The 14932-nt window shown below is 35.9% G+C and carries 15 protein-coding genes and 1 pseudogene; 3 read left to right on the top strand and 13 right to left on the bottom strand.

Features of this window, described 5'->3' with window-relative positions:
* The 3 genes and pseudogenes from BC008_RS37075 to BC008_RS37065 all read left to right on the top strand — a co-directional run.
* Positions 1 to 463 (top strand): IS630 family transposase (locus BC008_RS37075; protein ID WP_058184442.1); only part of this gene is annotated, 463 nt, incomplete at its 5' end.
* 8 nt (positions 464 to 471) lie between these two features.
* Positions 472 to 2235: pseudogene (locus BC008_RS37070) on the top strand (nitroreductase family protein); the annotation flags it as partial.
* Positions 2232 to 3398 (top strand): condensation domain-containing protein, encoded by a 1167-nt coding sequence (locus BC008_RS37065; RefSeq protein ID WP_027845127.1) that lies wholly within the window; start codon positions 2232 to 2234, stop codon positions 3396 to 3398. The pseudogene BC008_RS37070 and the gene BC008_RS37065, both read left to right, overlap by 4 nt.
* Before the next feature lie 84 nt (positions 3399 to 3482).
* On the opposite strand, the gene BC008_RS37060 is transcribed toward BC008_RS37065, so the two are convergent.
* The 13 genes from BC008_RS37060 to BC008_RS37000 form a co-directional block, all read right to left on the bottom strand.
* Positions 3483 to 4343 carry a metal ABC transporter permease gene (locus tag BC008_RS37060; protein WP_027845128.1) on the bottom strand — a complete coding sequence of 287 codons (861 nt, stop codon included), beginning with the start codon at positions 4341 to 4343 and terminating at the stop codon, positions 3483 to 3485.
* Between the two features lie 299 nt (positions 4344 to 4642).
* The gene (locus BC008_RS37055; RefSeq protein WP_027845129.1) at positions 4643 to 5389 is read right to left on the bottom strand and encodes a metal ABC transporter ATP-binding protein; all 747 of its coding nucleotides are present in this window, start codon (positions 5387 to 5389) and stop codon (positions 4643 to 4645) included.
* Between the two features lie 149 nt (positions 5390 to 5538).
* Positions 5539 to 6516 carry a metal ABC transporter substrate-binding protein gene (locus tag BC008_RS37050; protein WP_058184436.1) on the bottom strand — a complete coding sequence of 326 codons (978 nt, stop codon included), beginning with the start codon at positions 6514 to 6516 and terminating at the stop codon, positions 5539 to 5541.
* Positions 6517 to 7027: 511 nt separating this feature from the next.
* Complete coding sequence (locus BC008_RS37045) at positions 7028 to 7585, bottom strand: (2Fe-2S) ferredoxin domain-containing protein (protein WP_027845131.1); 558 nt, start codon at positions 7583 to 7585, stop codon at positions 7028 to 7030.
* Between the two features lie 351 nt (positions 7586 to 7936).
* Positions 7937 to 8140, bottom strand: a complete 204-nt coding sequence (gene nifT, locus BC008_RS37040) for a putative nitrogen fixation protein NifT (protein WP_027845132.1) — start codon at positions 8138 to 8140, stop codon at positions 7937 to 7939.
* 82 nt (positions 8141 to 8222) lie between these two features.
* Positions 8223 to 8504, bottom strand: coding sequence for a nitrogen fixation protein NifZ (locus tag BC008_RS37035; RefSeq protein ID WP_027845133.1), 282 nt, complete (start codon positions 8502 to 8504; stop codon positions 8223 to 8225).
* The gene (gene nifV / locus BC008_RS37030; protein WP_027845134.1) at positions 8491 to 9624 is read right to left on the bottom strand and encodes a homocitrate synthase; all 1134 of its coding nucleotides are present in this window, start codon (positions 9622 to 9624) and stop codon (positions 8491 to 8493) included. The genes BC008_RS37035 and nifV overlap by 14 nt, the downstream gene beginning before the upstream one ends.
* A 136-nt stretch (positions 9625 to 9760) precedes the next feature.
* Entirely contained in the window at positions 9761 to 9958 is a 198-nt protein-coding gene (locus BC008_RS37025; RefSeq protein WP_058184434.1) for a DUF2949 domain-containing protein, read from the bottom strand.
* Positions 9959 to 10626: 668 nt separating this feature from the next.
* Positions 10627 to 10875, bottom strand: a complete 249-nt coding sequence (locus BC008_RS37020; protein ID WP_058184432.1) for an Asr1405/Asl0597 family protein — start codon at positions 10873 to 10875, stop codon at positions 10627 to 10629.
* Complete coding sequence (gene cysE, locus BC008_RS37015) at positions 10845 to 11681, bottom strand: serine O-acetyltransferase (protein WP_153009727.1); 837 nt, start codon at positions 11679 to 11681, stop codon at positions 10845 to 10847. The genes BC008_RS37020 and cysE overlap by 31 nt, the downstream gene beginning before the upstream one ends.
* Positions 11682 to 12721: 1040 nt before the next feature.
* Positions 12722 to 13987, bottom strand: a complete 1266-nt coding sequence (locus tag BC008_RS37010; RefSeq protein ID WP_058184430.1) for a sensor histidine kinase — start codon at positions 13985 to 13987, stop codon at positions 12722 to 12724.
* 71 nt (positions 13988 to 14058) lie between these two features.
* A complete protein-coding gene (locus BC008_RS37005) occupies positions 14059 to 14391 on the bottom strand; it encodes a hypothetical protein (protein WP_027846384.1) in 333 nt (110 codons plus the stop codon).
* Between the two features lie 106 nt (positions 14392 to 14497).
* On the bottom strand, positions 14498 to 14914 hold the full coding sequence (locus BC008_RS37000; RefSeq protein WP_058184428.1) for a PepSY domain-containing protein: 417 nt from the start codon (positions 14912 to 14914) through the stop codon (positions 14498 to 14500).
* Positions 14915 to 14932 lie beyond the last annotated feature (18 nt).

Genomic DNA, 14932 nt, shown 5'->3' with positions numbered 1-14932 from the left:
CCGGAGCCCTCGAGGATATAGGGTATACGATTTTAAGCCATTTTATCGGGGAGCAAAGGTTACAGTTATTGGAGCTATAAGTATAAAACAAGTCTTGGCTGTTATGACTTTAAACGGTTCCATGGACGGAAACGGATTTAAAGTTTTTGTAGAAAAGTGTCTACTTCCACAATTATGGGAAGGTGCTGTTGTTGTAATGGATAATCTTCCAGCCCATAAAGTAATAGAAATTGAACCATTGATTCAATCCGTTGGTGCAAGTGTTCTTTACCAATCACCCTATTCTCCTGATTTTAATCCAATAGAACATTGGTGGTCACAACTCAAAGCTTTTCTACGTCAGTTTTCTCCAACCAATTCGAAAATGGTTGATGTTCTGATTAGAACTGCCCTCGATTTAGTCAATCCCAAGCATTTAAAAAACTGGTTCACAAGCTGTTGTTACTGTACCTCACTTACCTGAAAAGTGCTGTAAGTTTGGGGGGAGCAACAGAAGCTTCCATCTGGTCGATTTACTATCCAATTGACAAAGTAAATCCAAATTGGAAAAGTATTCCTTACGGTAAACCTTTAAGCAACCAACAGTTTTATGTATTGAATGAATTAATGGAACCGACTCCGGTATGGGTTGTGGGAGAACTTTATATTGGTGGGATTGGATTAGCGTTAGGTTATTGGGGAGATGAATCAAAAACAAATGCTAGGTTTATCACTCATCCGGTCACAGGGGAAAGATTATACAAAACTGGGGATCTAGGAAAATATTTACCTTCAGGGAATATTGAGTTTTTGGGAAGATCGGATTTTCAGGTAAAAATCAATGGTTATCGGATCGAATTAGGAGAAATTGAAGCGACATTAAAACAACATCCCATAATTAAGCAAGCTGTGGTTACTGCGGTGGGAGAATCACAAAATAAACAACAGCTTGTAGCTTATGTTGTTAGTGATAATCCCTCAACTCAAAATCCTACAGAAGCTTACCAACCGACTCAACAAGAAGGAGTATTGCAAGATCCTGGAGAACGGATTGAATTTAAGCTTAAGCAACCAGGATTGCGACAGATAGAACCTTCTGAGCACAGCATTCAATTACCCAGAACTGAATTTGATGAAGATCTCACCCAAGCTTACCTGAAACGTCAAAGCTACCGGAAATTTTTACAAAAACCTATTTCTTTGACAGAATTTAGTCAGTTTTTAAGTTGCTTACAGCAGATGAAATTGGAGGATTATCCTCTACCAAAATATCTTTATCCTTCTGCTGGTAGTCTCTACCCCGTGCAAACTTATTTGCTAATTAAACCCAATGGAGTAGAAGGTCTCCAAGCAGGGATATACTACTATCATCCTCGGGAACATCGTTTGATATTAGTTCGCGGTCGCAGCGAAATTGATAATAATATTCTTGATAATAGTATTTTTGATAGCAGTATCTATCGTGGCAATCAACCAATTTTTGATAATGGTGCTTTTTCACTATTTTTGATTGGCGAACTAAATGCTATTACCCCAATTTATGGAGAATTAGCAAAAGACTTTTGTTTGTTAGAAGCAGGTAACATCGGTCAATTATTAATGCAATCTGCACCGGACCAGGAAATAGGTTTATGTCCCATTGGCTATCTGGAATTAAACGAAATAAAAGATTTATTTAAGCTCAAATATAGTCAGATTTTGCTTTATAGTTTTGTGGGTGGCAAAATTGATTTAGCTCAAACCAAACAGTGGTTGAACTCTAAAAAAGACAAAGATTCCCAATCTATTTCTGTACAGTTAAGGAAATATTTACAACAGAAGTTACCAGTATATATGGTGCCTTTTGAATATATTTCATTAGATGCTTTACCCCTAACTGCAAATGGGAAAGTAGACCGCAAGAAGTTACCTAGCCCTAATATACTTAATTTTCAACCTGATTCAGTCTTAACACCTCCAAGAACTGAGATGGAGATAACTTTAGCTGAAATGGTGCAACAAATTCTGCAGATAGATGCTGTGGGTATCGATAATAATTTCTTCCAGTTGGGGATGGATTCATTAAATTTAGTACAGTTGAAAAATAAGTTACAAACTCAAATTGGGGTAAATGTGTCTATGAAGCAATTGTTAGTAGAAGCTACTAATATCGCAGAATTAGCTATAGCCGTAGATGAACAATTGACATTAAAAAAAATTAAATCATCAACCTTATCTACTGAATCTAATGATGATACAGAAATAATAGAATTATGAATAGAAATGAACTTTTAAAAGAACTCGACCGACAGGGAATAAAGTTATCAACCAGAAAAGAGAAATTAATTATTGAAGCTCCAAAAGGAGCATTAACCCCAGAGTTAAAAAACTCCTTAGCAGAGCATAAGCAAGATATTATACGTTTGCTCGGTCAAACCGAGATTAATACTACTTCTTTACCAGTAATTGAACCAGAGTTTACCAGACGTTACGAACCTTTTCCGCTGACTGATATTCAGCAAGCATATTGGATTGGAAGGAGTGGGATCTTTGATTTAGGGGATGTAGCTATTAATGGTTATATCGAGTTTGAATCGGAAAATTTAGACTTATCACGGCTTTCTGCAGCTTGGCGAAAATTAGTCGATCGCCACGATATGCTACGAGCAATAGTCCTACCTACTGGGGAGCAACAGATTTTAGAGAAAGTTCCCAGTTATGAAATTTCTACTCTGGATTTGCGAGGAGTAGAACATTTGGAAGCAGAAAGGATACTCGCAACCATGCGAGAAGAATTATCCCATCAAATGTTACCCTGCGATCAATGGCCTTTATTTGATATCCGAGCCACTTATTTAAGCGATCGTCGGATACGGCTTCATTTCAAAATTGATTTATTGATGATGGATGCTGCTAGCGTTCAAATTTTATTTCAGGAGTGGAATCAACTTTATCAGAATCCCGAACTTTCTTTGAAACCATTAGAGGTATCATTCCGGGACTATGTAATTAACAAGCAAACACGACAAGATCCAGAATTGGTCAGGCGATCGCAAAATTACTGGTTCAATCGTTTGGATGATTTACCTCCAGCACCAGAATTACCTTTAGTCTATTTTCCCAGCGATTTAAAAGATTATCGATTTAAACGTTACCGTGCTCGAATCGAACCCAATATTTGGGAGCAATTAAAACAGAAAGGGAAAAATGTTGGTTTTACTCCTTCTGCGATTTTGTTGACTGCTTTTGCAGAAATTTTGAAGCTGTGGAGTAAAAATCCTCGTTTTACAATCAATCTCACCGTTTTTGAACGTCTTCCCCTCCATCCTGAAATTGATCGCATTTTGGGAGATTTTACTCAATACCTTCGCCAAAAGAAGAGTATGAAGAGAAAGAGGATTGATGTTGTAAAGTTATTGTCTTCCACAACCACAACTTGATTTCTACAAACTAGCCCATGTTCGACATACTGGTACTACCACAATTACAATCAAGCCCCGTTAAAAATTCAGATTCATAATCAATTACCTGCCCCGTGCTTGTAAATGTCTGACCAACATTCCGTGTTTGGGTGCAAAAATCATCGCAGCAACAAACAATAAAGTTTGTAATACTACAATACACCCACCCGTGGATGCGTCAAGATGGTAACTAATATAGGTTCCCATTAAACTGGAAAATACTCCGGAAGCAACAGCAATGATTGTCATCGTACCGAAACTATCGCTCAACATATAAGCAGTTGCTCCTGGGGTTACTAACATTGCAATCACTAAAATAATTCCCACAGTTTGTTGAGCTGCAACAATTGTTAAAGCAAGCAATGATAACAAAATATAGTACAAAGCAGTAGTATTTAATCCTATACTACGTGCATGGGTCGCATCAAAACAAAATAGTAGTAAGTCTTTCCGTAAAACTGTTAGAGATATTATAGTAATAACGCCAATTATGATTGTTTGAATTAGATTTTGGTCGGAAATACCTAAAACATTTCCAAACAGAATATGCATTAAATCTATATTACTTGGCGTCTTAGAAATTAGTACCAAACCAAAAGCGAAGAAACCGGTAAATACTAAACCCATTACCGTATCCTCTTTAATTCGAGTTTTTGACTTAATAAATCCAATTGAAACTACTGAACCCAAGCCAAATATAAAAGCTCCAATAGCAAAAGGAATATTTACAATATAAGCAATCACAACTCCTGGAAGTACTGCATGGGAAACCGCATCACCCATTAAAGCCCAACCTTTGAGAGTCATATAACATGAAAGCATGGAACAAACAACACCGACTAAAGCACTTACAAATATTGCCTTAATCATAAATTCAAATTGCAAAGGTGCAACAAACCATTGCCAAACTGTTTCTATACCCATAATTTTGACCGGTCAAATTATTTTCTAAATTTGAAAAAACTCCACAAAAAATTAATATAAAATATTAACAATTAATTACCACATAGCTAACGCCATAATGCATAAGCTTTTACTCATTACTGTGCGCTGTGTACACTTACGTGTCCCGCTAGACCGCGCCGCGAGCGGCGAATGCTAACGCGCCCGCAATACCTTACGGTAGGCTACCGCTAGCCGCTAACATTACTTATTACTCATGACTCATTACTTATTACTTGTTACTTATTACTCATTACTAATGACTTATTACTTATTACTTATTACTTATTACCAATTCCCCCAACCGGTACCATTCCCCCAAAGGTACGAGCAATATTCTCTTCTGTAAAAATCTCTCCTGTAGGACCGTAAGCCAAAATAGTACGATTTATTAATACTACGTCATCACAAAATGTCGAAATAGAAGAAAGGTCATGGGTAGAAATTAAAATTGTATGACCCATATTTCGTAATTCAACCAACAGTTGAATAATTGCCTTTTCTGTTTTAATATCTACTCCCGTAAAGGGTTCGTCTAAAAGAATTATTTGTGCTTGTTGCGCCAAAGCCCGTGCTAAAAATGCTCGTTTTTTTTGCCCGCCTGAAAGCTCTCCAATTTGTCGATCGCTAAATTCTTCCATATGGGTTCTTTTTAAACTTTCCTGCACAACTCTGCGATCGTTAGCACTGGGAATCCTTAAAAAATTCATGTAGCCATAGCGTCCCATCATGACTACATCTTTCACACCAATCGGAAAATTCCAATCTACATCTTCAGTTTGAGGAATATAAGCAACCAAATTTTGTTTTTGTGCTTTACTTATCGACATTCCTTTGATTAAAACACGTCCAGTTATGGGTTTAACAAAACCCATAATTGATTTAAATAAAGTTGATTTACCCGAGCCATTCATCCCTACCAAACCACTTATAGAAGAAGTTTTTAATTCTAAATTTGCTCCATGCAAAGCAACTTTACCGTTGTAAGTAACTGTAACTTCTTCTACTTGAACCGCAATTCTAGACATAATAATTATAATTTATCCCAATGAAAGTATTTATTACAACTAATCTTCATTAAAATACAAATATTTGATGGAAAAATATAAAGATATTGATGCATCTACTATATAGTAGTATGATGACTTTTTAACTCTTAAAATATCTCAAATTAGCCCTATTTTTTTAAACCATTAACTAAAGTATTAATGTTATACTCTAATAACTTAAAATAAGTAGGTGCAACACCATTTTCTTCAGTAAGTGAATCGACATAAAATACACCACCAAATTTTGAATTCGATTCTTTAGCAACTTGTTTCTGAGCATCAGCACTTACAGTACTTTCACAAAAAACTACAGGTATTTGATTTTTCCTTACTGTTGTAATTACTTTTTCAACTTGTCTCGGAGTTGCTTGTTGCTCGGAATTAACCGCCCATAAATATACTTCTTTTAAACCATAATCATTCGCTAAATAAGAAAATGCTCCTTCACAAGTCACCATAAAACGTCTATTTTGAGGAATTTTTTCCACAGTTTCTTGTAACTTTAAATCCACTTGCTTAATTTGCTGACTATAAGCTTTAGCATTAGCATTATAAGTCTCTGCATTTGCCGGGTCTAACTTTACTAAAGATGCACGAATATTATCTACATACCTCAACGCTAATTTTGGTGACATCCAAGCATGGGGATTTGGTTTTCCTGCATATGCATCTTCGCTGATATTTATTGGTGTTATCCCCTCACTTAAGGTTGCATGAGGAACATCTCTTAGGTTCCCATAAAATTTCTGTGCCCAACGTTCTAAACCCAAACCATTATCTAAAATAAGATCTGCTTTTTGAGCTTTAACTATGTCGCTAGGAGTCGGTTCGTATCCATGAATTTCCGCCCCTGGTCTTGTCAAAGATTGAACAGTAGCTTTATCCCCAGCAACATTACGAGCCATATCTGCAAGTACTGTAAAGGTTGTCAGGATAATTTTCCTATTCTTTGCGTCTGGACTCTGTCCCGTATTACTAGATTCTTGTCCCTGGTCAAAGGATACATTGTTTGAATTATTACATCCGCTCACCAATAAACCAAATACAATTCCAACTGCTATTACCAGTTTTGATACCTGGGGCTGTCTCCTAAAAATATTTATCATTTAGCTCCCGAGAACTAATCTCATAATCTTCTCATTTTTATACTATAGTACTTGGATAGCAAAAATGAAAGAATTATGAGAAAGATATTAGATTGCAAAAATCTCAGACGACAGATTTTTAATCGGTGGAATACAGCAAATACCTAAGGGTGATAATAGCGGATAAATTAAAGATACCTATTTTCTTTTCCTCGCTCCATGTTATATCAAATACTTGTTTTAAATGGTTATGTTTCGAATCTAAAGAAAATTAAAAATTCATTTACATTAGGAAGAACTACCAGCACCTAAAAACGCTAATTCCCGCTGGTTTGCTGCTGGAATTGGAGTTCACGCAATTTTGTTAATAGGTATTTGGACTATGTAAAATAAATAATAGTTCAGGATTTTAGAGAAAATAGACATTTAATTAATTTTAAATATTAAGTAGTATAAAATACAAGTATTATGGTAAAGCATAAAATGTTCTACCTCTATTTATTTGACTCATATGTGTTTTGCTCGTAGTAATTTAAGAACTTACATATTTTTCTAATAGAGAAATAATTTTCTTTGGATGTACTGGCTGGTTGTTACTAGATTTCTTTGCGGACATTTCCAGAACACAGTTAGGAGCTTTGGAACAACGCTTTAAACATCCGCTACGTTTAATAATTACTTGGTCTTGAAGTCCTTGTTGACAGAGAGTTTTTTCTAGCTTTGATACTAAATCTTTCCCACCACTTTTAATGCAACGGGGTTTTTGACAAATCAAAATCTTGGCTTTTGAGTGTTCTTCTATATGTTGCTTCGGGAAAAAATTAGCTGACTTGATGAATTTAGCTTTCAGTTTTACTTTGCTATGATTTTTATTAATTTTCCGTTTGCTGATACCTCTAATACTAATCTCTTCACCAGGAACTAAATATAAACTTGCTGCATTCCGTAATTTTTTCGGAAGTTTAATTTTTACATCTCCTGCTGTAATCATTAATCTCAAATACTTTAATTTTCCAGATTTATTTCTAAAAAAGCCTAGAAATTTACCTTCAAGCTCAAATTCTGATAGCCTTAGGTTTTGCTTAGCCATTTTTTTCTGTTCTCAATTCTGCAACAATAAATTTTAGAGCTATAAACTTGAAGCTATGCATTTAAAGCGACTCATATAGAACTGTAAAATTAAAACCAAGCTAAAAAATACATAGTATATATTAACACGCATATATTAAGACACTTAATGAGTGGAGAGTATAGAGTTAAGAGTTAGGTATAGGAATACAATGCCTGCTTGAGCGCCACTCAAAAGTGTTATGGATTGCGACCGCTAGTTAGATGGAAAGCCCATAGCCTATTAGCACTCCAAAGAACACTAGATCAAGAATTTCTTTACAAGCGGACACAATATAACAATTCATAACTCACAACTCACAACTCAAAAAAACTAGGCTAACCTTCTAGCCTCTACTGTTTTAGGTAACTGTAATGGGTCTGGTAGATCGGGAAAAACTAATTCCCAACCATTAGCTAAAGTAAAAATTTTACCTTCTGACCCATCAGTTTGTTTGACAACTTCTTCCTCAAGGTCTTTTTTTGCCACATAAACAATTAGAGTTCCTTCAGAATTTTCACGCAACATTACTTTCATTGAAAACCTCACTGTTAGATTTGTAATACTTTGTTTCAGTTATCACCCGTCAGTTATCATTTAAGCTTCTTATATTTTCTGTTCATTGTTCGTCATTCTCTGGGTTAGTCTCAACAGCCTCTAATTCTCTTTTTCGACAACCGACAACATAACCTTTATCCAAAAAATGTACTGCATAAATGTAGGCAGTTTGTAAGTAAGTACCAATACTAACGATATAGCCAACATCTCCTATGTTCGCTAAAACTTCACCAACTTGTTTACCAGGGAAGGTACCATCATTTTTGATCAGCTTTCGTATCCGGACTTTATCTCCAATATCGAATACTGGAGGTAAATGTAATTCAAGTTCATCTAATTGCATGGGAATATTTTTGTATTTTTACCAAATCCAACAACTCCTCGGTCGTGAGATTACGTTTCTTCTCCATCGAACACTGTCGAACTGCATCAAGAACAGATTGAGTTTCTTCCTTACTTAGGAAAATGCCATGTTGCTTCAGTAAATTAGATATTAAGTGACGACCCGAATGTTTACCTACGACTAAACGACGTTCGCGACCTACTTCTTCTGGTGCAAAAGGCTCATAGGTAAATGGATTTTTTAAAACTCCATGAGCATGAATTCCAGATTCATGAGCAAAGGTATTTTCACCAACAATTGCTTTCCAAGGTGGAACTCGACAACCAGATGCATTTGCAACAAGTTTTGATAGCTCTAATAAACGAGGGGTATCAATACCTAAATCAACCCCATACATTCGTTTGATTGCCATTACTACTTCTTCCAATGCTGCATTACCAGCTCTTTCACCCAATCCGTTAACAGTTGTATTAACGCTTAAAGCTCCGGCTTTAAGTCCAGCAAGAGCATTAGCTGTAGCTAAACCAAAATCATTGTGGGTGTGAACCTCTACAGGAATTCGTAAGCCTGATACTAGACGTTTAACTTTACTGTATGTGGTAAAAGGGTCGAGAACTCCTACTGTGTCACAGAAGCGAAAACGTTTTGCACCCCATTCTTGGGCGTAAAGGGCTACATCTAAAAGAAATTCATCATCAGCTCTGGAGGAGTCTTCACCACCAACCGCGACCCAAAAGCCTTTATCCACAGCAAAACTAATACAGTCTTTGAGTTGCTGTAATGTGATCCGCCATTGACCTTGAAACTTTGTCGCAATTTGAATTCCAGATACGGGGATAGCAATATGCATTCGCTTCAGACCACAAGCCATAGAAGCTTTAATATCGGAAATCACAGCACGATTCCAACCCAAAAGTTTTGCAGATAAGCCCAAATCTGCAATTGATTGGATTGCGCGTTGTTCTTCCTCACCCATCGCTGGGATTCCAACCTCTATTTCTTCAAGACCAATAGCATCAAGAAACTTGGCGATCGCAATTTTTTCTTCTAAATTAAAAGCAACGCCAGCAGCCTGTTCACCATCGCGTAAAGTGGTGTCATTGATTAGGACTTGATTCATTTTGATAGTACCTATAGTGGGAAAATTTCCTAATCTCTTTATTGATTTTGGTCCTAGTTTTAGGCAATTACTGATAGTGGGTAACATATTTGCCAAAATATTTATGCTTAAACACAGATTTCACTTGCAGATTCACTTAAACCTGCTTTTCTAACCAATCAAAAATTCGTTCTAACTGTTCCAAATCAATTAAGCCATATTGCCATAGCAGCATTGGTAAACGAGCACTGTCACATTCTCGATGTCGCAACGCAACAGCTATATCTGAGTTTGATAGTTCCAGTTCATTTTGCAAAAAAACTATGAATTTTCGATCGCGACGATAGTTAAACATCATGGAACGTTTAGTCCTTATACTTAGAATTTAATTAGAAAATATGAATAAATAAATATTTCTCCTTTTATACTGATGATTTCGGAAAATGATTTTTAACTCTGAGAACAATTTCAGGAAAATTTAATATTTTCACTACAAAAGAAACCCAAGAATTGGGGTTTTTTTTAGAAAAATCAGTATCGAAAAATATTTGTTTTTCAGTATGCAGCAAATGTTACTTTTTGGTGTAGGGGGTAGTACCATTACCTAAAACTCAAAGAAAAATAATGAGTATCAAGTAATGATTTAGTAGCAACTAAAGTGAGATTCTAATTCATTACTTGGACACGTATCTATTTATGATATTGCCAAGCAATGAAAAATTCTCTTGAAAAAATCTAAATTTAGATTCCGGCATTCTGAGAAAAGAGCGATCGCTTGATTCCAAAGCATTTGTGGCGCTACGCCCAAGTCATTAGCATAGGGTGACGGCGCTTATGAACTAACTTCTCGGATCGGCGCAGCTAGAGCTTTTATGGTGTCGGCGGAGCCACAGGTAGCGCAGCTATAAGCCTCTAGGGGAGCGCAAGCACAGTAAAAGCTTACAAATCATAGCTTTGCGGGATTTAGAAATGTCTTAAACTGATTGTGTAGTCTTATACATCGAATCAAAGTATATTCAAAGATTATAAGTTCCAGCATTTATCTAACCAGTCAATTAGTTCTTGTCGGGAAGCTGTAAATTGCTTTAGAGTGCTTTGCAGTAAAACTAAATCTTCAAACTGATTGACTTTAATTCGTAGGGAACCATCATCAGAACAAGAACATTCAATTTTGAGTTCTTGCAATCTATGATAAATTTGCCAGCGAGTTCCAACGGGAAGTTCTAAGCACAAGCGAACAGTTATAGTTTTTGGGCTGTCGTAATGTGACATTTGGGAGGTTCCTTGGTTACAAGTTCTGGTTTGTGAGTTCTTGTTTTTGAAACTTTCATTCTTGAGTTTTCATTCTTGAATTCTTTTGCTTGAGATTTTTTTTGTTGAATTTGTTCTTTAAGTTCTTGTTCTTGAAATTGCAGAGTGAGGCTTTGTAGTTGCTTTTCTGCTCTTTCGACACGTTCCAACAAGGAAATAATTGCTTTTCCTTCTAGATCGGGTAGTTTCCCATGCTCTAAAGGATAAAGGGGAGAGTTCTGAGTCCTGGAAATATTACGACCAGGAACACCTACCACAGTTGAATCTGAAGGAACATTTCGTAATACAACAGAACTTGCACCAACCCGGACGCGATCACCAATATGGATATTTCCTAGAATTTTTGCCCCAGCACCAATAATTGTTTGTTTACCTAAGGTCGGATGTCGCTTACCACTTTCCTTACCTGTTCCCCCGAGGGTCACACCTTGGTAAATTAGTGAATACTCTCCAATGATGGCAGTCTCTCCAATTACGACTCCCATACCATGGTCTATAAATACACCTTTACCAATTTTGGCTCCAGGATGAATTTCAATTCCGGTGAGAAATCGAGCAATATGAGAAATTAAACGTGGAAAGAAACTTATTTGACATTCGTATAACCAATGGGCGATTCTGTGTAGCCATAACGCATGCAACCCAGGATAACAAAACAGTACTTCTAGCCAATTATGTGCTGCTGGATCCCGTTCGAAGATAATACGAAAATCACTCCAAATTGGTTCAAAACTAATTTTCTTACCCAGTTTCTCAGCTTTATCCATATCCTCAATTGCACAATTCAGCACAGGCTCGTCTGAGATTGTCTCAATTAGGAACTTGTCGAGCCGGTAGTCGGATTTTTGCATTGCTAATGTTAAGGCTTGTGAAGAAACGTACTGTTTTTCTGCTTATACCAAAACAACTCTGAACAAAAAATAAATTAGTCGAAGATTGATTTTATTAGTTTTATTAAACTTGTACTCAATACTTTACAATCTCGATTGTAACAACCTAAAAATGTGGATAGTCCTAAAGTTAGGATTCGCTCTTAAAGGTACTTTTATCTGGACTTGTAGAGATTCAAACTCAAGGAAAAATTTAGCCAAAGGACAAGTTAATAATGCAAACTTAAAAATTTTATTCGGGTAAGGCTCCTAGAATTAATGTAGCCAAGGTTCTAGTATTTTTCGGGCTGACCATTAGAAGTTAATGTACTCAACCCTAAACCCTATTTCTCAAAGATTTACAGCTATTTTTGCGGTATCTATTTGGATTACTTACATAATTCTAAAATTGTACTCAAACTAAGAAAAGGTATTTTAAGATGTCAATTTTTTGTATATAGAAATACTATTCATCTTTCTTTATAAGTTAACCAGATATTAGAAAAACCTATGAGAATCTAAAATCTTACTTTTACTTGACCCCTATACTTTGCAACTCCTAACTTGTACATTTACATTTCTTAAGTAATAATTTTGGCGTTGGTGAGTGCGTAATGCTTTTGGTGCAAATATCTACGAAAAATTAATGTTTCAATAACTTAATTTCTTGATTAGCATTCTCTATTCAGCAACGCCATAATTTTTATCGTAAGAGAATTGATGACAAGAAAATGTAAATAATTTTTATTTCTAAAGCGCCACTTTGTGGCGCGCCTATTTTAACGCACCTAGGGTGTTCGCCTGAGGGGCACCAGAGGTGAACGGTGCGTCTCACGCTTTGTGCGTTAACAAACGCAGATTTTCAGGAACATTTAGTTCATATTTACTAAAAAAAACCCTCTAGTTTGCGAGTGGATGCAAATAGAATTTGATGTATATCAGTCTGTAGTAAAGGTTTGAAGTTTCGCACCGGTAACTAAGCTCCAGTCAGTAAAAGAAACAGTAAAACAGCTACCAACTCCCAACTCACTGTCCACAGAAATCTTACCTTTATGTAGTTGAACAATTTCTCGAACAATAGCAAGACCTAATCCTGATTTAGCATTTTTATAGGAACGGGATGTATCTACTCGAAAAAATCGCTCAAATATTTGATCTAAGTGTTCTGGTGCAATTCCTATCCCTGTATCTTTGAAATTGATGACGATTTTAGAATTAACTCGATTAGCTTCAACTATGATCGCACCCCCAGCAGGCGTATAGTAGAGAGCATTCTGTAGTAAATTAGCAAAAACTTGTTCCAGAAGTGCTTCATTTCCTAATAAATACAAGTTTTCAGTAAGTTCTGTAGTCAGCGTAATATCTTTTTCTTCCGCCGTCAGTTTGTATAATTGGATCAAGTCAGACAAAATCAAACTTAGATGTACCAAACTTTGATTAACTGTACTGAATTTGTCAGTACGTGCTAGAAGCAACAAATCTTCCGTAAGTCTAGTCATTTGATCTGTTGCAGCAGCAATTGCACTGAATTTTTCTTTATCTTCTTCTCGCATTCTTTCTGAATATTTTAATGCGACCGAAGCATTAGTTTCTATCGCCATCAAAGGGTTACGTAGCTCATGAGAAGCATCTGCTGTAAACTGCTTGAGTCGTTGAAAACTTTCTTCAATTGGTTTCATTGCACGACTAGTCAACCAAATTCCACCAAAACCACTTAAGACTAGTGCAATTACAACTCCACAACCCAATCCCACATCTAAGCCACGAATGGTATCATTTAACTCAGTTAGGGATTCGCTTACTCGAACGTAACCAATTATTTTCTTTCCTTCTAAATCTTTAACAAGTCCAGTAAAGCCACGAACTGGGTAAGGAGCGTTTTGAGTTTGTATTGCTTGCTTAGTATTAAGCGATCGCTTTAAACGATACTTTCCTTGCTTAGCTACCAGCTTACCGTGAGTGTCAAACCACTCTATTGCTTGGTTTTTCCTGACTAATATTTCATCCTCATCAACCTCTAGCCCTCCATATTCTAAATCCATATTAAAAGCAGCAGCTTTTGCTAAGTTTCTCAACCTATCAGTTAATTGATTCTCAAGATTATTAATAAAAGTAAAGCGGACAGCGACGGTAAACACGACCAAAATAACAGTTAATACTCCTACATAAGCAATTGTTAACTGATAGCGAGTTTTTTCAAACATGGAGTGAGAATCCTAACAATATCATCAGTCTTGTAGATCTAGTTTTGTAGGTTTAGTTTTGGAGATTTAATTTATAAATCGAATTCTGCTTCTACTTTACCGAAGGGTTGAGTCTTGTCACTATTGAGAGGAATCTCAAAACCAATACCTATTTCAATTGAACAGCTTTCACTTGCACAAAAGTCGCGTTTTAATTCTGGGAATAACTCCCATTCTCCATCTGATTGTCCAATTGGTATCTCGATTTCCGTATCTTCACCAATTGAAAATACAGGACCAAGTTGCCATTCGGTAAATTTTCTCTCATTGATATCATAGTCAAATTCACCATGTATTACAGTATTCGCTTGAACTGACAATGGTATCAATAGTGATAATCCTAATGTAATTAATTGTAGTTTCAATTTTCTTTATTAATTTCTTCAATTTATTGAATTAATCAATTAGTTATTTTTATCTTATAGAAAGTTGTCTAGAAGTTGGTAAAATTTTATCAACTGTAAATAGCTTTTACTTAGAATCATCATCAGGAATTCGGATACTGCTACGGGGTTTATCAGCTTTGGCTTTTTCCTCTTCTTCTTCAGATTTAATGTAAAGAACTTTGCCGGTACCCGCATCAATTATTGCTTCTTTATTGCCGATTTCTACATCATATACAAGACCACCATTTTCAATATCTAGCTCAACTTCATTAGCTTTCCCTCCAATTACTGCTTCTCCTGCTTGCTTTGCTTGTTCGTGAGTAATTTTCGCCAGTGATTTGTATTTAGCAATTCTTCGTTCTTCTCTTAGATCATTTATTTGTTCTGATTCATCATTTAATATTTCTGTTACGCTTTCTTGGTTAGATTTCGGACTACAAGCTGTAACTGCGGTAATAGCAACAATACCAGCTAAAAGTAAAGAAATGTTATTTTTAGTCATCTAAGGAAGTTTTGAATT

Source organism: Mastigocoleus testarum BC008 (genome assembly GCF_001456025.1).
GTDB classification, from domain to species: Bacteria; Cyanobacteriota; Cyanobacteriia; order Cyanobacteriales; family Nostocaceae; genus Mastigocoleus; species Mastigocoleus testarum.
The sequence above is the reverse complement of the archived record's forward strand: the minus strand, read 5'-3'. Positions and strand labels throughout refer to the sequence as shown.

Bases quoted from the DNA above. Each gene is read 5' to 3' on its own strand.
- BC008_RS37000 (WP_058184428.1), bottom strand. From the start codon at position 14,914: ATGACTAAAAATAACATTTCTTTACTTTTAGCTGGTATTGTTGCTATT.
- BC008_RS37060 (WP_027845128.1), bottom strand. From the start codon at position 4,343: ATGGGTATAGAAACAGTTTGGCAATGGTTTGTTGCACCTTTGCAATTT.
- BC008_RS37025 (WP_058184434.1), bottom strand. From the start codon at position 9,958: ATGTTTAACTATCGTCGCGATCGAAAATTCATAGTTTTTTTGCAAAAT.
- BC008_RS37045 (WP_027845131.1), bottom strand. From the start codon at position 7,585: ATGGCTAAGCAAAACCTAAGGCTATCAGAATTTGAGCTTGAAGGTAAA.
- BC008_RS37050 (WP_058184436.1), bottom strand. From the start codon at position 6,516: ATGATAAATATTTTTAGGAGACAGCCCCAGGTATCAAAACTGGTAATA.
- cysE (WP_153009727.1), bottom strand. From the start codon at position 11,681: ATGGATAAAGCTGAGAAACTGGGTAAGAAAATTAGTTTTGAACCAATT.
- BC008_RS37065 (WP_027845127.1), top strand. From the start codon at position 2,232: ATGAATAGAAATGAACTTTTAAAAGAACTCGACCGACAGGGAATAAAG.
- BC008_RS37010 (WP_058184430.1), bottom strand. From the start codon at position 13,987: ATGTTTGAAAAAACTCGCTATCAGTTAACAATTGCTTATGTAGGAGTA.
- nifT (WP_027845132.1), bottom strand. From the start codon at position 8,140: ATGAAAGTAATGTTGCGTGAAAATTCTGAAGGAACTCTAATTGTTTAT.
- nifV (WP_027845134.1), bottom strand. From the start codon at position 9,624: ATGAATCAAGTCCTAATCAATGACACCACTTTACGCGATGGTGAACAG.
- BC008_RS37055 (WP_027845129.1), bottom strand. From the start codon at position 5,389: ATGTCTAGAATTGCGGTTCAAGTAGAAGAAGTTACAGTTACTTACAAC.
- BC008_RS37020 (WP_058184432.1), bottom strand. From the start codon at position 10,875: ATGTCACATTACGACAGCCCAAAAACTATAACTGTTCGCTTGTGCTTA.
- BC008_RS37035 (WP_027845133.1), bottom strand. From the start codon at position 8,504: ATGCAATTAGATGAACTTGAATTACATTTACCTCCAGTATTCGATATT.